Below are 19,920 nucleotides of genomic sequence, written 5' to 3'. Positions count from 1 at the left end.
ACGCATGAGCAGCATTCTTAAAAACAATTTTATTAAGATTAAGGCAGTGTACGGGCTTAGTGACTGCCAATTATGAATTAGGAATTTTATAGGTCATGGCCTCATTTGAATTTTTCGAAGACGATCATAGCGATAGCAATGGTCAAGCCCGTTTCACTGTGTTTGGTGTAGGCGGTGCGGGTGGTAATGCTGTACAACACATGTTGCAGTCCGATATCCAGGGCGTAAAGTTTGTTTGTGCCAATACGGACAAGCAGGCACTCGATCGCATGGAAGCCGAATTTAAAATTCAGCTGGGTGAGCAAAGTACCCGTGGTCTGGGTGCAGGTGCCAATCCGCAAGTGGGTCAGACTGCAGCAGAAGAAAGCCGTGAACTGATCCGCCAGCAGCTTGAAGGGACCGATATGGTCTTTGTCACTGCGGGTATGGGCGGTGGTACCGGAACGGGTGCTGCGCCAGTGGTTGCTGAAATTGCCAAAGAAATGGGTATCCTGACGGTTGGTGTGGTGACGACGCCATTCAACTTTGAGGGCAAGCGCCGTTTACAATCTGCGGAAAAAGGCATTGAAGCGCTTGAGCAGCATGTCGACTCATTGATCATCATTCCAAATCAGCGTTTATTGAAAGTCTTCCGTGATATTTCAATGAAAGATGCCTATAAAAAAGCGGATGATGTGCTACTGAATGCGGTACGCAGTATTTTTGATCTGGTGGTACGTCCGGGTCATATCAACCTTGACTTCGCCGATTTGAAAACAGCGATGAGTACTCGTGGTTATGCCATGATGGGTGTTGGTTTAGGCCGTGGTGAAAACCGTGCCCGTCAGGCTGCTGAACAGGCTATTCGTAGCCCATTACTCGATAACGTAACCATCATGAATGCCAAAGGTATTCTGATTAACGTAACGGGTGGCGATGATGTCACTTTTGGTGAAATTGAAGAAATCACCGATGTTGTTAACCAGATTGTCGATTTGGATGAAGGTCAGGTGTTCTACGGTACGGTATTTGATCCGGATGCACGTGATGAAATCAGTGTGACCGTGATTGCAACGGGTTTAACCCGTCATGCAGCGGATTCGGTTGAACCGACCAAACGTACCAATGTACAGGCAACGCGCCCAGCAGCAGCTTCACAGGCTGTGGTAGAAGATGACGATGTACCAGCGATTCAGCGCCAACAACATGAAACCGCTACGCCAGCGAATGCTGTAGCATCAGTTTCGAGCCCGCGTCCAACGCCAATGAGTATTCAGGATTATCTTAAGAATCAACAGCGTAAATAACATGTAACATCATGTGTTTACCATGATTACACAGGAAAGGTGGCTTTTAAGCCACCTTTTTGTTTTTTCTCAATGGCCAAATATGCTAACGTATAGCGGTTTTATTGATGAACAGATGAAAGAAGCATGTTGAAACAACGTACCCTGAAACGTATCGTGAAAGCGAGCGGAATCGGTCTTCACAGTGGGCAAAAAGTCATGATTAACTTTGTGCCGCACCATGCCGATGGGGGAATTGTGTTTCGTCGTATTGATCTGAATCCGCCAGTCGACATTCCTGCCGATGCGATGCTGATTCAGGAAGCTTTCATGTGCTCGAATCTGGTTCAGGAAAATGCCAAAGTCGGTACGATTGAACATGTCATGAGTGCGATTGCCGGTTTAGGAATTGATAATCTGATTATCGAAGTCTCTGCCTCTGAAGTGCCGATTATGGATGGCAGTGCAGGCCCGTTTATCTATCTGCTCATGCAAGGTGGTCTGCAAGAGCTGGATGCTGCGAAAAAATTCGTCAAGATTATTAAACCGGTTGAAGCACTGATTGATGATAAGCATGCTATTTTTAGTCCGCACCATGGCTTCCAGCTGAATTTCACCATTGATTTTGATCATCCTGCTTTTAAAAAAGAACATCAGTCCGCCAGTATCGATTTCTCGACTGAAACTTTTGTTTATGAGGTTAGTGAAGCACGTACCTTTGGTTTTATGAAAGATCTGGATTATCTCAAAGCCAATAATCTGGCGCTGGGAGCCAGTTTGGAGAATGCCATTGGTGTGGATGAAACCGGAGTGGTGAATGAAGAGGGTCTAAGATTCTCTGATGAATTTGTACGCCATAAAATTTTGGATGCAGTCGGGGATTTGTATCTGCTTGGACATCAGATCATTGCCAAATTTGATGGTTATAAATCTGGACATGCTTTGAATAATCAGCTGTTGCGCAATGTGAAAAGTGATCCAAGCTGCTATGAAATTGTAACATTTGATGACGAGGCCAATTGTCCAATCATGTATGTGAATGTGACATAAGTCATTGTGTTTGTGTCTTTATGTTTTAGTTATTGCGCCAATAGTGTGACATGTGTCGCATAATACTGCTTTTCTAATTTATTACATTTGATTGCTATGTTACTTTTTATTGCTTGCCAAACGTAGCAAAGCTTGGCTAAGCTTAGGGTCGCTTATAAAGTCAGCAGCACCACGAAGTAATTCCTGTGTTTCTGCATTTAAGGCTCTTTCAGGTGTTGCTGCAACAGGTTGCGTTTGTGAAGGATTCCGCAAACAAACTTGAAGTTTTGTAAGATCTGTTAATTCATTTATTTGAGAGAGTTGTGAAATGTATTGCTTTTGAAGATAGGCCAATTGACTGATCATGGCCTGGTTTTCACCGGTAATCGTTAACACACCATTTTGATAGCACACAACTTGCCAGCGTTCCGGTTGGGGCAATAGCGGTTGTACGAGTTTCGTAAGTTTCTGCCAGGCAGCAACTTGTGATGAGAGAAACGAAAAGTTTCCTGTTTTTATCTGTTTTCTGGTTTGTTGAAAAACGTTGACAGGTTCCGACATACATAATTCCTACATGTTTATGTCTTAATCTTATGCGCTTCTTTTAGTGGATATCAAGGATAGAGATCTTCAAGGAACTCGATTAAAGCAGTTTAGAGAGGTTTTTTATGCATATGCGACGTATTTTGTTGGCATTTTCTTTATCAGTTTCAGCTGCTTCGGTAGCCTTTGCAGATTTAGTCAATCTAAATCAAGAAAATGGTTCAACAGATCGTATCGAGCAATTGACGCGTACTCTGGCACAGGGTGCATATACTCATCCAGATGATATCGATATTCCAGCGCAAACCAAATTGAATGTCCAGCTACGTGAAAAGCCAGTTGAGCTTAACAATCGCACGCTGGCACAGAAGTATGCAAATACCTCATCTAATCGAGCTGCTGCAAATAGTGCTTATTCCTGGCTGATCGCTCATCCCTTACCCAATTCTCGCGTAAGTTCAAATTACGGTGGTCGTACCATGGGTGGCCGTGCTGAAAATCACTCAGGTCTTGATCTTGCAGCGCCAAGTGGTACACCAATTTATGCCACAGGCCCAGGTATTGTAACCAAATCAGGTTGGGGTACGGGTTATGGTCAATATGTTGAAATCAATCATGGCAATGGCTATTTAACACGTTATGCTCATGCTTCACGTCTTATTGCACGTGTGGGAGAACAGGTACAGGCAGGTGATCATATTGCCAACGTTGGCTGTACTGGCCGCTGTACCGGTCCACACTTGCATTATGAAGTTGTAAAAGACGGTCAACGTAAAAACCCATCTACTTATTTGGCTATGTTACCTTAAGTATAGACCTGAATTTCTATTAGGCTCTTTATACATAAGCATCTCTCCAATAAGCATTTCAAAGCGATTAAGCTAAGGCTCTTCAACCCACATTGAAGGTTTCTTCAGATAATCGCTTTTAAGTCTGATATTATCACCAACTATTATAATGAATGTATAATAAATCTCCTATATTGACTATTTTTTGTTATGTTGTGTAATTAAACGTCACCAATCATTTAGTTCCTAAATAGTACTGCCAAATCGCATTCAGCCAGAGCCATACCTGCTGAGGTCTCAAATATGGTACATATAAGACATTAAATTAGGCTTTTAGGAACTGTAGATTATGGCGTTTTATGGCGATACAGACGCGCAAGAAACCCAAGAATGGCAAGATGCATTTGACTCTGTTTTGCAACACATGGGTACCGAGCGTGCAGCATTTTTATTAGAAAAACTTTATCAACGCGCAATTGCAAAGCATGTTCCTATTCAGCGTTTAAATACTCCCTACTTAAATACGATTTCGGTTGAAGAACAACCGGCAATGCCGGGCGACCAGGATATGGAACGCCGGATTCGTGCGCTGGTTCGCTGGAATGCCTTGGCAATGGTATTGCGCGCAAATAAAACCGGTGATGACCTCGGTGGTCACTTGGCCAGCTTTGCCTCTTCCGCAACTTTATATGATGTCGGTTTTAACCATTTTTTCCGTGCCAACAGTGACAGCTTTGGCGGCGACATGATCTATTATCAAGGTCACTGTGCCCCCGGTATTTACGCGCGTTCGTTTTTAGAAGGCCGTTTGACTGAAGATCATCTGAATAATTTCCGTCGTGAAGTCGGTGGCAAAGGTTTGCCATCTTATCCGCATCCTTATTTGATGCCGGATTATTGGCAGTTCCCAACGGTATCGATGGGTTTGGGCCCAATCATGTCGATTTATCAGGCGCATATTCAAAAGTACCTGATGAACCGTGGACTGATCAAAGAAGAAGATCGTAAGGTCTGGGCTTATTTGGGCGATGGCGAGATGGACGAGCCAGAAAGCCTCGGTGCAATCTCGCTGGCAGGTCGTGAAAAACTCGACAACCTGATCTGGGTGGTGAACTGTAACTTGCAACGTCTGGATGGTCCGGTACGTGGTAATGGCAAGATCATTCAGGAACTTGAGTCACTATTCCGCGGCGCAGGCTGGCGTGTGATTAAAGTGGTGTGGGGCCGTCATTGGGACCCATTACTGGATAAAGATAAATCTGGTGCACTCAAAGCCGTGATGGAAGAAGCGGTTGACGGCGACTTCCAGCGTTACCAGGTCAAAGGTGGGGCCTATGCACGTGAAAAGTTCTTTGGTAAATATCCAGAAGCCAAAGAACTGGTCAAGGATTTAAGCGATGAAGATATTGATAATCTGAACCGTGGTGGCCATGACCCGTACAAAGTCTTTGCTGCCTATGCTGAAGCTTGTACTGCCAAAGGTCAACCGACCGTGATTCTGGCGAAAACCGTCAAAGGTTATGGTTTGTCAGAAGAAATTGAAGCAGTCAATAAAACACACCAAATCAAGAAGATGCAAATCAACTCTTTGAAATACGTGCGTGACCGCTTCAACCTGCCATTTACCGATGAGCAATTGGAAGAAGTACCATTCTATCGTCCAAGCGAAAATTCGCCTGAGCTGAAATACATGAAAGCACGTCGTGAAGCATTGGGTGGTTATCTGCCTGCACGTCGGAAGGAAAGCGAGCAACTGGCGATTCCTGAACTTTCGGTATTTGATTCGGTCTTGGCGGGTTCAAATGGTAAAGAACAGTCGACCACGATGGTGATGGTACGTTTAATCTCTGCGCTTCTTAAAGAGAAAGCAATTAAAGACCGTGTTGTTCCGATTGTGCCAGATGAAGCACGTACTTTTGGTTTGGAGGGCATGTTCCGCCAGCTCGGTATCTATGCTGCGCATGGTCAGAAATATACGCCTGAAGACCAAGAACAGTTGATGCATTATCGTGAAGCCAAAGACGGACACATGTTGCAAGAAGGGATTAACGAAGCCGGTGCGATGAGTGCATGGGCGGCCTTAGGCACAAGTTATTCAACCAATAACCTGCCAATGATTCCGATGTACATGTACTACTCGATGTTTGGTTTCCAGCGTATCGGTGATATTGCATGGGCAGCCGGCGATGCACAGGCACAAGGTTTCTTGCTGGGTGCAACCGCAGGTCGTACTACACTGAACGGTGAAGGCTTGCAGCATCAGGATGGTCATTCACACATCTTGGCCAATACCATTCCAAACTGTGTCTCTTATGACCCATGTTTCGGTTATGAACTAGCAGTGATCGTGCATGATGGTTTACAACGTATGTATGTGAACCAGGAACGTGTGTTCTACTACCTGACTGTGATGAACGAAAACTACGAGCATCCGGAAATGCCAAAAGGTGTTGAAGAAGGTATCAAGCGTGGTATGTACTTACTGGAAGAAGATGAAAAAGCCACTGTTCAGTTACTGGGCTCAGGTGTAATCCTGCGTGAAGTGATCAAGGCGGCGAAGATTCTGCGTGAAGAATATCAAATTCATTCAAATGTCTACAGCGTAACCAGCTTCAATGAACTGGCACGTGATGGTATGGTATGTGAAGAATACAACCGCTTGCATCCGCTGGCTGAAGATGTGAAAGAAGCATGGGTATCGAAACAGCTCCGTGGTACTGAAGGTATCGTGGTGTCTGCAACTGATCATATGCGTGCTTATAGCGAACAGATCCGTGCTTATCTTCCAGATGGCCGTCCATTCGTAGCATTGGGTACTGACGGTTATGGCCGTTCAGATACACGTGCCAACTTGCGTAGTTACTTCGGTGTTGATGCTGCCCATATTGTGGTGGCAACCCTGAAAAAACTGGCAGATGAAGGTGAAGTTGATGCGCGTCTGGTAAAAGATGCGATCTCGACTTTCGAGCTTGATACAGATCGTCCAGTGGCTTGGGCACCTCAAGAAACCCCATCTGTACATGCTGTTGCTGACTACAAAGAGGAGAACTAAGCATGCAAATTACGACTCCTGATATTGGTGTAGACAAGGCAACAGTGGCCGAAATTCTGGTCAAAGTCGGTGATACGATCGCGATCGATGACAGCATTGTGTTACTTGAATCTGATAAAGCCTCTGTTGAAGTGCCTAGCACTTCAGCAGGCGTGGTAAAAAGCATTCTGGTGAGTCAGGGTGATGAAGTCGCTGAAGGCGCGGTACTGATTGAGCTACAAGCTGAAGACGGCAGTACTGATGTGGTCGAGCCACAGCAAGCAGATGCATCTGAAAAAACTTCAGAAAATACCCCGACTTCATTGCCGGATCAGGAAATCATGCAGGAACTGGCTTCGCATCAGCCAAAAGCTTCTGCTGCTCCTGAGGCGCAAGCAAACTCACAAGTGGTTGATGTTCAAATCCCCGATATTGGCGTAGAAAAAGCCACTGTAGGTGAAATCTTGGTCGCTGTCGGTGATGAAATTGAGGTAGATCAAAGTATCGTAGTGGTGGAATCAGACAAGGCGACTGTTGAAGTGCCAAGTACGGTTTCAGGCACGGTGGAATCCATCGAGATTAAAGAAGGCGATACCATTAAAGAAGGTGTAGTCATTCTGAAAGTGAAAACTTCAGGATCGACCCCGACTGTTGCAGCAGAAGCGCCAAAAGCTGAAGCTGCGCCAGTTCAAGATGCTAAAGCGGAGCCAGTGGCTCAAGCTGCAGCAGCACCTGCGGGTGATGTTGAAGTGATGGTGCCTGATCTGGGTGTAGACAAAGCAGCTGTGGCTGAAATTCTGGTTTCTGTCGGTGATACGGTTGAAAAAGACCAGAGCATCATCGTGGTGGAATCAGACAAGGCCACGGTTGAAGTGCCAAGCACAACTGCTGGGGTGATCAAGGCCATTCATGTTGAGCTGGGTCAAAATGTCTCTGAAGGCATTGCACTGATGACAATTCAAGCTGAAGCGCAAGCAGAGGCTGCACCTGTTGCGGCTAAAGCGGAAGCACCGAAAGCAGCTGTTGCACCAGTAGAGACCACCAAAGCAGCACCTGCGGCATCTTCTACTCCAGCGGTGGCGACCTCTGACAATGCCGACAAGCTGACCAAAGAGCAGAATGTTGCCAACTCGAAAGTTTATGCCGGCCCTGCTGTACGTAAACTGGCACGTGAACTGGGCGTAGTATTGTCAGAAGTTCAGGCTTCAGGTTCCAATGCTCGGGTGATGAAAGAAGATCTGAAGGCGTATGTCAAAGCGCGCCTGACTACGCCACAGGCAGCTCCTGTAGCCGCTGCTGCTCAAGCCGCAGGTCTACCAAAATTGCCAGACTTTAGTGCTTTTGGTGGTGTGGAAGAAAAAGCCTTGACGCGTTTGCAACAAGTGTCTATTCCGCAGTTGTCGCTGAATAATTTCATTCCGCAAGTGACCCAGTTTGATGCAGCCGATATTACTGAACTAGAAGCGTGGCGTAATGAGCTGAAAGGCAACTTCAAGAAAGAAGGCCTGAGCCTGACCATTATGGCCTTCATCATCAAAGCAGTTGCGCACTTGTTGAAAGAAGAGCGCGAGTTTGCTGGTCACTTGGCCGATGATGGCAAGTCAGTATTGCTACGTAACGAGATCCATATGGGGATCGCGGTGGCAACGCCAGATGGTTTAACGGTTCCGGTATTGCGTCATCCCGATCAGAAGTCGATTAAACAGATTGCCACTGAGCTGGGAAGCTTGGGTCAAAAAGCGCGTGACAAGAAATTGTCGCCGAAAGATCTGCAAGGGGCGAACTTTACCATTACCAGCCTGGGCTCAATTGGTGGTACGGCATTTACGCCACTGGTGAACTGGCCGCAAGTGGCAATTCTGGGAATTTCACCTGCCACCATGCAACCGGTCTGGAATGGTGAAGGTTTTGATCCACGCTTGATGCTACCATTGTCTTTGTCATACGATCACCGTGTGATTAATGGTGCAGATGCTGCGCGTTTCACCAACAAGCTGACCAAGCTGCTTAAAGATATCCGTACTTTATTGATCTAATCTAATCTGATCAGATCATTTCAATCATAGACCCTGCTTCGGCGGGGTTTATTTTTGCCACATTGAAAAATAATGGATTTGATTCTATACTTGGCGCACTTCATTGGGGAGTAGCCGCCTTTTGCGCAAAGCAGAAGGGTGATGGTCAACATATTTGTCCTGAACCGGACATGGTCATCATAGCAAAGAACCAAATGAGCTTCTCGAAGCTTTCTTTTGTTGGCAAGACCTTTGATTTACCACTCTGCAGATTTTGGCTAGCAGGAGCGGTGAGTCATTGGTATTGGATGCTAGCCAGAGAAAGACCTCATGTATGAATTCTTACTGTCGACCGCAATCGTGGCACTGGCTGAAATGGGTGATAAAACCCAACTGCTGGCTTTGCTGCTTGCCGCACGTTTTCGCAAACCCATTCCTATTTTAGTTGCTATTTTATTGGCGACGCTGATTAACCATGGCCTTTCTGCGGTATTGGGGCAATGGATCACCACGGTGATTGGGCCGGAAGTGTTGCTGTGGATTGTGTCGATTGGTTTTATTGCGATGGCGGCCTGGATGCTGATTCCGGATGAACTCGGAGATGAAAATGCCAGTATCAATAAATGGCAAAAATTCGGGGTATTTGCTGCAACCTTCATTTTGTTCTTTCTGGCAGAAATTGGCGATAAAACCCAGATTGCCACAGTCGCGCTGGCAGCACGTTTCGATAGTATATTCTGGGTGATGCTCGGTACCACTTTGGGGATGATGCTGGCCAATGCACCTGCGGTATTTCTAGGAGATAAACTGGCGAACAGGCTGCCGATCAGCCTGATTCATAAAATTGGCGCGGCCATTTTCCTGGTGATTGGTGTCGCCACTCTGCTTCAATATTATTTATTTTAAAAATACAGTAATAATTGCATGAATCCTGAGCTAAAAACTCAGGATTTTTTATGCCTAAAATAAGCTTAAAACTTTGATAAGTAGTGTGATATGGCCAGTTTTATTGATTGTAAGTTCAACTAAATACTTATATGTTATATGGGTATAAAACAGCACTTTTAAATTTAAATCGGGGAATATATACATGGTTTTTGAACGCACCACATCGCAGGTCCTGTTTGATAACGGGACACATAAATGCATCAGTTTTACCAGTCTGGTCAAAGGTGAAGGCGTTCAGGCAAACCAGTTTTTAATCATTGATAACGAGCGGGCGGCGGTACTCGATCCGGGTGGTGATCTCACCTATGTTCCGCTAACCATGGAACTGAATAAATACACCCGGTTGACCAATCTGGATTATGTCATGGCTTCGCATCAGGATCCTGACATCATTACTTCGATGCCACGCTGGCTGGTATATACCGATGCCAAAGTGGTGGCTTCCAAGCTCTGGGCGCGTTTCTTGCCACATTTAAACTCGGCTTTTATGAGTGACCGGATGAAAGGCAACTGGCTAGATCGGCTGGTCGAGCTCCCGGATCATGGTCAGATCATTCCTCTGGGTAAGGCCAATATTGTGGCGGTACCAGCGCATTTTCTGCATTCAGTCGGCAATTTCCAGTTTTATGATCCGATTGCCAAGATCCTGTTTTCGGGAGATATGGGCGCATCGATGGTCGATGATGCTGCCAAACCATTGGAAAACTTTGCGGCGCATATCCCAAAAATGAAAAGCTTTCATCAGCGTTATATGTGCAATAACAAGGTGATTCGTCTTTGGGTGAACATGGTGCGGGGCATGGATATCGAGATGATTGTGCCGCAGCATGGCACGCCTTTTATGGGTAAAGAGCAGATCACCCAGTTTCTGGACTGGATTGAAACGCTGCAATGTGGCACCGACCTGATGGACGAAACTGTTTTTACCTGTCCTGAATAGTTCACAGAAAAATAAAATTTTTCTTGTGTAGAAAAACAACATTTTTTATATTTCTTCTCCAAAAAACTTTTTTTTGATCATGAGAACTTATAAGAAATGTTATCTCAAGTTCCAACACCAGATGCATGTTTAAGCTGCGGGGCGTGCTGCGCCTATTTCAGGGTTTCGTTTTACTGGGCTGAAGGGATTCATATGCCTGAGCATTATACGGAACCTGTAACAGCAGTTTATTCATGTATGGCTGGAACCAATCAAAAAAATCCACGCTGTATTGCACTGGATGGCACCATCGGCCAGCAGGTCAGTTGCGGTATGTATGAGCTGCGCAGTTCATCCTGCAAAGAAGTACAGATCGCCGATGATCAATGCAATAAAGCCCGTTTGGCACATAATATGTTGCCTTTTATTCAGATTGAAAATGATGAAGCTGACAATGATGACAGTTTTGAATACGTCAGCTAAATCGACCCAAAGCAGAGTTTAGGCTCTGCTTTTTAGCTTTTCAAAGTATCGGGATTGAGTTCAAGCATCAGGCTAATGTGGTCAGTTCTTTTCTGATGTCGTATTTCTCAAATTGATTCACTGGAAAAAATCCAGCCCTCAAAACTATTTTAATGCAAAAATAATTTTGCAATTGCAATGAAATTTAAGTCGATATTTGTTTATAATAGTGCACGGAAATTACCAGTGAGACTGTTATGTTGACCATCGTTCAAGACGCGTTAACCTTCGATGATGTCCTATTACTCCCTGCCTATTCTACTGTTCTCCCAAAAGATGTCTCTCTAAAGACACGCCTGACCCGTGGCATTAACCTGAATATTCCTCTTGTGTCTGCAGCGATGGATACGGTGACTGAGTCCCGTATGGCAATTGCAATGGCGCAAAACGGTGGTATCGGTATTTTGCACAAGAACATGGATATCGCTGTTCAGGCTGCAGAAGTGCGCCGTGTGAAAAAATTCGAAGCGGGTATGGTCAAAGACCCGATTACAGTTACTCCTGAAACCACAGTACGTGAATTGATTGCTTTGACTCAAGCCAACAATATCAGTGGTGTACCAGTGGTGAAAGATGGCAAAGTGGTCGGTATTGTCACCGGTCGCGATACACGCTTTGAAACCAATCTTGAGCAGCCAGTCAGCAACATCATGACTGGTCAGGATCGTCTGGTAACAGTTCGCGAAGGCGAATCGAAAGAAAATATCCAAGCCTTATTACAGCAGCACCGTATTGAAAAAGTATTGGTGGTGAATGATCAGCAAGAGCTGAAAGGCTTGATTACGGTGACAGATTTCCGTAAAGCTGAACTTTATCCAAACAGCTGTAAAGATGATTTAGGTCGTCTACGTGTCGGTGCTGCAGTCGGTACCGGTGCAGAAACCCCAAGCCGTGTTGAAGCACTGGTTGAAGCTGGAGTCGATGCGATTGTTGTCGATACAGCACATGGTCATTCTGCGGGTGTGATCGAGCGCGTACGTTGGGTGAAAGCCAACTATCCACAAGTTCAGGTGATTGGCGGTAACATCGCAACTGGTGATGCTGCATTGGCCTTACTTGATGCAGGTGCGGATGCGGTTAAAGTCGGGATTGGTCCGGGTTCAATCTGTACCACACGTATTGTGGCCGGTATTGGTATGCCGCAAATTTCTGCAATCGATTCTGTGGCCAATGCGCTGAAAGATCAGATTCCTTTGATCGCGGATGGTGGTATCCGTTTCTCTGGCGATATGGCCAAAGCGATTGGTGCGGGTGCAAGTACCATTATGGTTGGTTCATTGATGGCCGGTACTGAAGAAGCACCGGGCGAAGTTGAATTCTTCCAGGGCCGTTACTACAAAGCCTACCGCGGTATGGGTTCGTTGGGTGCCATGGCGGGTGCAACCGGTTCGGCTGACCGTTACTTCCAGGACTCTAAAGCCGGTGCCGAGAAACTGGTTCCTGAAGGCATTGAAGGTCGCGTACCGTACAAAGGTCCAATGGGCAATATCGTGCATCAGATGATGGGCGGCCTACGTTCTTCGATGGGTTATACCGGTTCTGCCGTGATTGAAGACCTGCGTCAAAATGCCAAGTTTGTGAAAATCACTTCTGCCGGTATGTCGGAATCACATGTGCATGATGTGACCATTACCAAAGAAGCACCCAACTATCGCGTGGGTTAATCTCCTGTGATTTAAAATTTTTAAAAGCCGTCATGCAAATGACGGCTTTTTTATTTTGGTGTAAAGTGTGGCACAGGGAAAAAATGGGTGAGATCAATCATCCGCTAAGAAGTGAGATAAAGATGAGTTATTTTGGTACGGATGGTATTCGTGGAAAGTTTGGCGAATTGCCGATTACCCCTGAGTTTGCCCTGAAATTGGGGTTTGCAGCCGGTAAGGTTTTAAAGCGTCATAGTAAAAAAGCCAAGCCCTTGGTGGTTTTGGGTAAAGATACCCGTTTGTCTGGCTATATCCTGGAAGCCGCCTTGCAGGCAGGTTTAAATGCGGCTGGCGTCTATGTTCATCTTTTAGGCCCACTGCCAACACCGGCGATTGCCCATTTGACCCGCGCCTTGCATGCCAGCCTGGGAATTGTAATTTCTGCTTCGCATAATCCGTATTTCGATAACGGTATTAAGTTTTTCTCGGCGGAAGGCAAGAAATTACCGGATGCCTTGCAAGAAGAAATCAATCAGGAACTCGAACAAGATTTCATCATTGAAGATACCGCGAGCCTGGGTAAAAGTATCCGGGTCAAAGATGCCAATGGTCGCTATATTGAATTCTGTAAATCGACTTTCCCCTATCATCTGGACTTGAATGAACTCACCATTGTGGTGGATTGTGCCAATGGTGCCGCCTATAACGTCGGGCCTGCTGTGTTCCGTGAGCTGGGCGCACGTGTGATTGCCATTCATAATGAACCGACCGGGTTAAATATCAATAAAGACTGTGGTTCGACTCATCCTGAAAGCTTGCAACAAGCCGTGATCCAGCATCAGGCCGACTTAGGTGTTGCTTTTGATGGCGATGCCGACCGTGTAGTTCTGGTGGATAAGTCTGGAAAGCTGATTGATGGCGACCATATTCTGTATATTCTTGCCACGCAAAGCTCGAAAAAGCCGGCAGGTATCGTCGGTACCTTAATGAGCAATATGGCACTGGAACTGGCACTGGAAAAAGCTCAAGTGCCATTATTACGTGCCAAAGTCGGCGACCGTTATGTGTTGCAAGGTCTGGAAGAAAACGGCTGGACGATTGGTGGCGAGCCTTCTGGGCATATTCTGACCTTGGACAAGAGCACCACCGGCGATGCGATTATTGCCGCCTTGCAAGTGCTGACAGTCATGGTTGAACAGAAGAAAGCCCTGCATGAGCTGGTGGCTGATTTTCAACTGTTGCCAAATGTCCTGGTCAATGTGCGTTTAGATGCCATGTTTGATCCTTATTCAGTACCGGCCTTGGCCGCTGAATTTGAAAAAGCCGAACAGCAGCTTAAAGGGCGTGGCCGCTTGTTGATTCGTAAATCAGGCACTGAACCGGTGATTCGTGTCATGGTTGAAGGCGAAGATTTAAGTGAAGTGACTGCACTGGCAAATTCATTAGCTGATGCTGTACGTGCCAATGCCGCTTAGAGGAAGAAAGAATGAGTGATCTGATCAAAGATCTGAGTGAGCTACGCCTGAATTATCAGAAAGGCGAGCTGCAAGAACAGCAGGTCAACCCGAATCCGCATATGCAGTTCTTGCAATGGTTTAACCATGCACTAGAAGCGAAGCTGCATGAACCCTATGCCATGTCATTGGCAACGGCGGATGCTCAAGGTCGTCCGCATGTGCGTACCGTATTACTGCGCGGGGCGACTGAAGCCGGCTATGACTTCTATACCAATTATGACAGCCAAAAAGGTTTGGATCTGGCCGAAAATCCGTATGCTGAATTATTGTTCTATTGGCAGGATCAGGAACGTCAGATTCGGGTGAGTGGTAAAGTCATCAAGATTTCTGAACAGGAGTCGACTGATTACTATCATAAACGCCCACGTGACAGCCAGATTGCTGCGCATATCAGCACCCCGCAAAGTGGGGTAATTGCCAGCCGTGAAGAGCTGCAACAGCGTTTCTGGGATTTGCATAATCAGGTGGCGAATCAGCAACAGCTGGATAAACCGGAGTTTTGGGGCGGTTATCGTCTCGAACCCGATTATTATGAATTCTGGCAGGGCCGTCCGAACCGTCTGCATGATCGTTTAAGCTATGAGAAAATTGACGGTGCATGGCAATTGCAACGCTTGATGCCTTGATTATGCCAAAAATCATGCCAAAACTTGACATCAAACAGCGCCCCTTTCTGACCCGTCCTGAAAATTTTCAGGGTGTTCCAGCATTTGTGGCTGAAATTCTGGCCCGTCGTGGGGTGGAGTCCGGGCAGGAACTTGAGCTTAAACTAAAGCATCTGCTGGCACCGACCATGAAAGGCCTGACAGATGCGATTCAGTTGATCGATCAGGCAATTGATCGTGGGCAGAAAATCGTGATTGTCGGCGATTACGATGCCGATGGTGCAACCAGTACTGCACTCATGGTGCTGACTCTACGTGATATGGGGGCGAATGTCGAGTATCTGGTACCAGACCGTTTTAAATATGGCTATGGTCTGACTGCTGCCATTGCCGATCTGGCTTTCGTCAATTTCACGCCTGATCTGCTGATTACCGTGGACAATGGTATTTCCAGCCATGCAGGAGTGAAACAGGCGCAAGATCATGGTATGCAGGTGATTATTACCGATCATCACCTGACCACCAAGCCGACACCTGAAGCCGAAGCGGTGGTCAATCCGAATCAGCTGGGTTGTGATTTCCCCAGCAAAGCCTTGGCCGGGGTCGGGGTGGCGTTTTATGTGCTGGCCAATCTGTCGACCCATCGCAAAAAACTTGGAAAATCGACCACTCAAATTATTCATTATCTTGATCTGGTAGCACTCGGTACTTATGCCGATGTCGCCAGTCTGGACTATAACAACCGGATTCTGGTCGATGCGGGCTTGAAACGGATTCAGCAAGGGCAGTGCCGCGCGGGGATCAGTGCGCTACTGGATATTGCAAAACGTGATCCGGCAGGTCTAAAAGCACAAGATCTTGGTTTTGTCTTAGGGCCGCGAATTAATGCAGCCGGACGGATGGAAACCATGGACATCGGGATCGAGTGTCTATTGGCGCCGGATCTGGCAAACGCCTATCCACTGGCCGAACAGTTGAATCAACTGAATGTTGAACGCCGTCAGGTCGAAGCTAAAATCAAGCAGGACGCTTTAAACGAACTTGAGAAAATCCAGCTAGACGAAACTGAATTGCCGGCTGCATTAATCATGTTTGAACAGCATTGGCATCAAGGTGTCATTGGTATTGTGGCGGGGCGTTTAAAAGAGCAGTTTCATCGTCCGAGTATTGTCTTTGCCGCAGATGAAGATGGGAGACATATCAAGGGTTCGGCGCGTTCGATTGAAGGGATTCATATCCGTGATGCGATTGAACAGGTGGCGGAGCAATATCCACATTTAGTCAGTCATTTTGGCGGGCATGCAGCAGCAGCGGGTTTAACCCTGAAAAAAGAAAATTTTGCTGAATTTAAGCAGGTCTTTGAAGCACTGATTGCTACGATGGACGCGGATTTATTCACTGCGACTTTATGGACGGATGGGGAGCTATCCGCTTCGGCTTTCCAGATCGAAACAGTCGATATCCTGCAACATTTAAGTCCGTGGGGGCAAAAATTCCCTCCACCTATTTTTGAAGGGATCTTCAAGATTATGGACTATCGTTGGCTCAAAGATGTACATCTTAAATTACGCGTGGCGTTGGAAAATGGGCAGGTGATTGATGCGATCGCCTTCAATGCAGCGGATAAATATGAATTTGACCCGATGAAAGATACGCGTTTGGTCTATGAGCTGGATAAAAATGTCTTTAATGGTAATGTCAGCTTGCAGATGCGGATTATCCATTTAGAACAATAGGCCATAAAAAACCGCTCAAGTGAGCGGTTTTTTGACTTTTAATCGGAATGACTAGAAGCGGTATGCACCACGTACACCGAAGATATCAGTATTGTCACCAAAATCAATTGAGCCTTCTAAGCTAACTTGTTGGTTAAAGAATTTCTTGGCACGAATAGTAAAAACATCCTTACCTTCTAGATCTGAGTCAGAGAATCCTAAGCCAACACTGAAAGTTTTGTCGAGGTATAGGTCTGCACCTAAATTATATGCATCGATATCACCGAAGCTTGCACCACCTTCAAAATTCATGTCGTATTGGCCGACTTGAGTCACATATTTAGCACGTAAAGTTGGGTCAATTTCATCATCTGCATCATCTTGAGAGATACCAACAAGACCAAGCGCGACTAATAAGCCGGGTACAGGTAAATAACCAACTTCAGCGGTATAACCTGTTTGATCCCCGAAATCGTTATCAGAATGAGATATATCAGCACTTAGGTAGAAATCGGAATTTGGAACAAAGTATTCAATACCTGCATCAATGCCAAACGTGTCTGAATCATCTTGATAGCTTAATGCACCATTTACATTGCTGGCACGGTTTAAGAATGCAGCTTCATTTAGAGGCGAATTTTTGACTTGGACCGAGTTGAAGTAGTAAGTCCCATCGATAGCAAAACCTACATCTGAACCACCTTGGTCACGATCAATAAGATCAATAGAAGCCCCAACTTCAGTTTGGTAAGCATGTGCAGTTCCCAGGCCAGCAAGAAGTGCTGTAGCAAGAGCAAGTTTCTTAAACATTTAGATTTTCTCTCTTTGTTATAAAAATATGACTGTATTATTAACAGTTGTAACAAATTGTACAGTTTATATTCGCCCAGTCAATGTGCAAAAAATACCTAAATGCTGATTAAAAGTGCAATAAAAAAACCCATCCGAGGATGGGTTTTTTTATAAATGGCTAATCTGTGGTTTTAGATTAGAAGCGGTATTTCGCTGCTACACCAAATTTGTTGTAATCATTGTTGCCTACTTCACCAAAACCAACTCGACCTTCCAGGCTCACTTGCTGGTTAATGAATTTACGAGCACTGATCCCGAACTCATTGGTATCTGTAGGGCCAAGATCTTTACTTGCGTAATCTACACCAACACTGAGTGTCTTATCGATAAAGTAGTCTGCTGCCAGATTGTATTCATCTAGATCACCAAAGCCTGCGCCAGCTTCCAGGTTGATATCTTTACCATTACTAAGTGTAGTCACATATTTAGCACGTAATGTTGGATCTACGCCGTCATCATAGTCATTATCATAACCTTTTAAACCGGCAGCAATTAATAGGCCCGGTGCTGGAAGGTAACCGATTTCAGCGCCATAAACGGTTTCATCAAAGTTTTCATAATCATCACGACCAATATTACCGCTTAGGTAGAAATCTGAATTTGGTACAAAGTATTCAGCACCTACGCCGTAACGATGACGGTCATTATTACCAACTTCATCATACTGATATTGAGCACTTACATTGCTGGCACGATCAAGGAATGCTGCTTCTGCTAATGGGGCATTACGTGTTTGAACTGGATTGAAGTAATATGTACCATCAACACCGAAAGAACCGTTAGTTCCGCCGACATCTTGATCAACTACTCCTGCTGATGCACCGATTTCCGTTTGGTAGGCATGTGCTGCTGTACCAGTCAAAGCCATCGCTGAAAGTAGTGCCGAAGCAATCGCTAATTTTTTCATGGTTACTACCCCTCAAATCTTTAGTTAAAAACATTACACTTTTTGTTACAACTTTCAGTCTAGAGCAATTCCAAAGATCGTCAATCAAAGGAAAGTTACAGTAATGTGAATAGCGTAATCTTATGTAACATTTACCAAATAAGTAACTGAATAATAAAATTAAATTTATAATGTAGTGTTTTATTAAAACTGTGTAGATATTGTGGAATGTATTGAATTTGCTAATTTTTTATTCAATTTAGTGAGATTTTTCCAAACCTGAAATCAATTGGAAAAGTATCTTTTGACGGTAAATTCCAGACCTTAAATCCAATCAGGCTCCAGAGCAAAAAGACCCTTAATAGCCAATTGAGTCGTCAAATTTACCTGTCGAAAATAGAGCGCTAAATTGTGATGACATTCGAGCTTTGCACCGGATAGATCACACTAAAATAGCAGAAATAGACTGTGCTATAATCTCGGGCTAAATAATTTGTGCCTAATTTTGATTGAGAGTAATTCACGTGGAAATTAATCCGTATCTAAACCAATTAAAAGACTTAAACGAACGTGGTCAAACACTACGGGGGTATCTTTGACTACGATCTGAAAAAAGAGCGTTTAGAAGAAGTCCTGCGTGAATTAGAAGATCCCACCATCTGGAATGACCAGAGTCGTGCCCAGGCCATGGCCAAAGAAAAAGGCGAACTTGAGAACGTATTAAATGTGCTGGATGGTTTGACCACACAGCTTGAAGATGCGCAGGCCTTGCTTGATCTGGCAGTGGAAGCGGATGATGAAGGCTTACTGGAAGATGTACAGGCTGAACTGACTACAGCTGAAGAAGAACTGGCTAAACTTGAATTCCGTCGTATGTTCAACAATCCGATGGATCCTAATCCTTGTTATTTAGAAATTCAGGCCGGTTCGGGTGGTACTGAAGCGCAGGACTGGGCATCGATGCTCATGCGGATGTACCTGCGCTGGATTGAACGCCATGGCTTTAAAGCAGAAATCATGGAAGAATCGGACGGCGATGTCGCAGGGCTTAAATCAGCGACGATTCGTGTAGACGGTGAATATGCCTATGGCTGGTTACGTACCGAGTCAGGCGTACATCGTTTAGTGCGTAAATCGCCATTTGACTCGGGCAACCGTCGTCATACCTCATTCTCGGCTGTGTTTGTTTCGCCTGAAGTCGATGACAATATTGAGATCGAAATTAATCCGGCAGATGTGCGTACCGATACCTATCGTGCATCGGGTGCCGGTGGTCAGCATATTAACAAAACGGATTCTGCGGTTCGTTTAACGCATGCACCGACCGGGATTGTAGTGGCCTGTCAGAACCAGCGTTCACAGCATGCCAACCGCGACCATGCCTGGAAGCAGTTACGCGCCAAACTTTATGAACGTGAAATGCAAATTCGTAATGATGCTGCAAAAGCGCTGGAAGATACCAAGTCTGATATCGGCTGGGGAAGCCAGATTCGTTCATACGTTCTGGATGATTCACGTATTAAAGACTTACGTACCAGTGTCGAAAGTTCCAATACCGGCGCGGTTCTGGATGGCGATCTGGATAAATTTATCGAAGCAAGCTTGAAACAGGGCTTGTAAGAAGTCGTTTAAATAGTTGGCG

The 19,920-nt window shown here is 45.5% G+C and carries 16 protein-coding genes and 1 riboswitch; of the genes, 13 read left to right on the top strand and 3 right to left on the bottom strand.

The genetic code is table 11. The features are described 5' to 3' along the window. The first annotated feature begins 95 nt into the window (after positions 1-95). Both ftsZ and lpxC read left to right on the top strand, forming a co-directional pair. Entirely contained in the window at positions 96-1,286 is a 1,191-nt protein-coding gene (gene ftsZ, locus GVV58_RS10345; protein ID WP_159516489.1) for a cell division protein FtsZ, read from the top strand. Between the two features lie 126 nt (positions 1,287-1,412). After that, positions 1,413-2,315, top strand: a complete 903-nt coding sequence (gene lpxC, locus GVV58_RS10340) for a UDP-3-O-acyl-N-acetylglucosamine deacetylase (protein ID WP_159516488.1) — start codon at positions 1,413-1,415, stop codon at positions 2,313-2,315. 99 nt (positions 2,316-2,414) lie between these two features. On the opposite strand, the gene GVV58_RS10335 is transcribed toward lpxC, so the two are convergent. Then, positions 2,415-2,855 carry a DciA family protein gene (locus GVV58_RS10335; RefSeq protein ID WP_005095034.1) on the bottom strand — a complete coding sequence of 147 codons (441 nt, stop codon included), beginning with the start codon at positions 2,853-2,855 and terminating at the stop codon, positions 2,415-2,417. A gap of 107 nt (positions 2,856-2,962) precedes the next feature. Here GVV58_RS10335 and GVV58_RS10330 point away from each other — a divergent pair, with 107 nt between their 5' ends. The 10 genes from GVV58_RS10330 (at position 2,963) to recJ (ending at position 16,561) form a co-directional block, all read left to right on the top strand. Then, on the top strand, positions 2,963-3,646 hold the full coding sequence (locus GVV58_RS10330; protein ID WP_005173245.1) for a M23 family metallopeptidase: 684 nt from the start codon (positions 2,963-2,965) through the stop codon (positions 3,644-3,646). Between the two features lie 328 nt (positions 3,647-3,974). After that, positions 3,975-6,677, top strand: coding sequence for a pyruvate dehydrogenase (acetyl-transferring), homodimeric type (gene aceE / locus GVV58_RS10325; RefSeq protein ID WP_159516487.1), 2,703 nt, complete (start codon positions 3,975-3,977; stop codon positions 6,675-6,677). 2 nt (positions 6,678-6,679) lie between these two features. Continuing rightward, positions 6,680-8,692 (top strand): 2-oxo acid dehydrogenase subunit E2, encoded by a 2,013-nt coding sequence (locus tag GVV58_RS10320; protein ID WP_159516486.1) that lies wholly within the window; start codon positions 6,680-6,682, stop codon positions 8,690-8,692. 93 nt (positions 8,693-8,785) lie between these two features. Then, positions 8,786-8,928, top strand: a riboswitch (yybP-ykoY riboswitch). Positions 8,929-9,001: 73 nt separating this feature from the next. Then, positions 9,002-9,577 carry a TMEM165/GDT1 family protein gene (locus tag GVV58_RS10315; RefSeq protein ID WP_159516485.1) on the top strand — a complete coding sequence of 192 codons (576 nt, stop codon included), beginning with the start codon at positions 9,002-9,004 and terminating at the stop codon, positions 9,575-9,577. Between the two features lie 184 nt (positions 9,578-9,761). Next, entirely contained in the window at positions 9,762-10,559 is a 798-nt protein-coding gene (locus GVV58_RS10310; protein ID WP_159516484.1) for an MBL fold metallo-hydrolase, read from the top strand. 96 nt (positions 10,560-10,655) lie between these two features. Then, complete coding sequence (locus GVV58_RS10305) at positions 10,656-11,021, top strand: YkgJ family cysteine cluster protein (protein WP_074383866.1); 366 nt, start codon at positions 10,656-10,658, stop codon at positions 11,019-11,021. Between the two features lie 236 nt (positions 11,022-11,257). Beyond that, positions 11,258-12,724 (top strand): IMP dehydrogenase, encoded by a 1,467-nt coding sequence (gene guaB, locus GVV58_RS10300; RefSeq protein WP_005095051.1) that lies wholly within the window; start codon positions 11,258-11,260, stop codon positions 12,722-12,724. A 122-nt stretch (positions 12,725-12,846) separates the two neighbouring features. Continuing rightward, positions 12,847-14,178 (top strand): phosphoglucosamine mutase, encoded by a 1,332-nt coding sequence (glmM, locus tag GVV58_RS10295; RefSeq protein WP_034608847.1) that lies wholly within the window; start codon positions 12,847-12,849, stop codon positions 14,176-14,178. Between the two features lie 11 nt (positions 14,179-14,189). Beyond that, entirely contained in the window at positions 14,190-14,846 is a 657-nt protein-coding gene (gene pdxH, locus GVV58_RS10290) for a pyridoxamine 5'-phosphate oxidase (RefSeq protein ID WP_005173224.1), read from the top strand. A gap of 14 nt (positions 14,847-14,860) precedes the next feature. Continuing rightward, positions 14,861-16,561 (top strand): single-stranded-DNA-specific exonuclease RecJ, encoded by a 1,701-nt coding sequence (gene recJ / locus GVV58_RS10285; protein WP_159516518.1) that lies wholly within the window; start codon positions 14,861-14,863, stop codon positions 16,559-16,561. A 51-nt stretch (positions 16,562-16,612) separates the two neighbouring features. Here the strand turns inward: recJ and GVV58_RS10280 are convergent, their stop codons facing one another. Beyond that, positions 16,613-17,350, bottom strand: a complete 738-nt coding sequence (locus tag GVV58_RS10280) for a putative porin (protein WP_159516483.1) — start codon at positions 17,348-17,350, stop codon at positions 16,613-16,615. A 178-nt stretch (positions 17,351-17,528) separates the two neighbouring features. Then, a complete protein-coding gene (locus GVV58_RS10275; RefSeq protein WP_074383870.1) occupies positions 17,529-18,299 on the bottom strand; it encodes a putative porin in 771 nt (256 codons plus the stop codon). Positions 18,300-18,802: 503 nt separating this feature from the next. On the opposite strand from GVV58_RS10275, the gene prfB reads away from it, so the two are divergent. Next, a protein-coding gene (prfB, locus tag GVV58_RS10270; protein ID WP_100329506.1) for a peptide chain release factor 2 occupies positions 18,803-19,898 on the top strand; the annotation gives its coding sequence in 2 pieces (ribosomal slippage) (positions 18,803-18,874 and positions 18,876-19,898; 1,095 coding nt in all). The last annotated feature ends 22 nt before the right edge of the window (positions 19,899-19,920 follow it).

This window comes from Acinetobacter sp. 18QD2AZ41W, from assembly GCF_009829025.1.
Taxonomy (GTDB): domain Bacteria; phylum Pseudomonadota; class Gammaproteobacteria; order Pseudomonadales; family Moraxellaceae; genus Acinetobacter; species Acinetobacter pseudolwoffii.
Note: the sequence above shows the minus strand (reverse complement) of the source record. Positions and strands in the feature narration are given on the sequence as shown.

Excerpts from the sequence above, each read along its gene's own strand:
- ftsZ (WP_159516489.1), top strand. The coding sequence starts at position 96 with ATGGCCTCATTTGAATTTTTCGAAGACGATCATAGCGATAGCAATGGT.
- lpxC (WP_159516488.1), top strand. The coding sequence starts at position 1,413 with ATGTTGAAACAACGTACCCTGAAACGTATCGTGAAAGCGAGCGGAATC.
- GVV58_RS10335 (WP_005095034.1), bottom strand. The coding sequence starts at position 2,855 with ATGTCGGAACCTGTCAACGTTTTTCAACAAACCAGAAAACAGATAAAA.
- GVV58_RS10330 (WP_005173245.1), top strand. The coding sequence starts at position 2,963 with ATGCATATGCGACGTATTTTGTTGGCATTTTCTTTATCAGTTTCAGCT.
- aceE (WP_159516487.1), top strand. The coding sequence starts at position 3,975 with ATGGCGTTTTATGGCGATACAGACGCGCAAGAAACCCAAGAATGGCAA.
- GVV58_RS10320 (WP_159516486.1), top strand. The coding sequence starts at position 6,680 with ATGCAAATTACGACTCCTGATATTGGTGTAGACAAGGCAACAGTGGCC.
- GVV58_RS10315 (WP_159516485.1), top strand. The coding sequence starts at position 9,002 with ATGTATGAATTCTTACTGTCGACCGCAATCGTGGCACTGGCTGAAATG.
- GVV58_RS10310 (WP_159516484.1), top strand. The coding sequence starts at position 9,762 with ATGGTTTTTGAACGCACCACATCGCAGGTCCTGTTTGATAACGGGACA.
- GVV58_RS10305 (WP_074383866.1), top strand. The coding sequence starts at position 10,656 with ATGTTATCTCAAGTTCCAACACCAGATGCATGTTTAAGCTGCGGGGCG.
- guaB (WP_005095051.1), top strand. The coding sequence starts at position 11,258 with ATGTTGACCATCGTTCAAGACGCGTTAACCTTCGATGATGTCCTATTA.
- glmM (WP_034608847.1), top strand. The coding sequence starts at position 12,847 with ATGAGTTATTTTGGTACGGATGGTATTCGTGGAAAGTTTGGCGAATTG.
- pdxH (WP_005173224.1), top strand. The coding sequence starts at position 14,190 with ATGAGTGATCTGATCAAAGATCTGAGTGAGCTACGCCTGAATTATCAG.
- recJ (WP_159516518.1), top strand. The coding sequence starts at position 14,861 with ATGCCAAAACTTGACATCAAACAGCGCCCCTTTCTGACCCGTCCTGAA.
- GVV58_RS10280 (WP_159516483.1), bottom strand. The coding sequence starts at position 17,350 with ATGTTTAAGAAACTTGCTCTTGCTACAGCACTTCTTGCTGGCCTGGGA.
- GVV58_RS10275 (WP_074383870.1), bottom strand. The coding sequence starts at position 18,299 with ATGAAAAAATTAGCGATTGCTTCGGCACTACTTTCAGCGATGGCTTTG.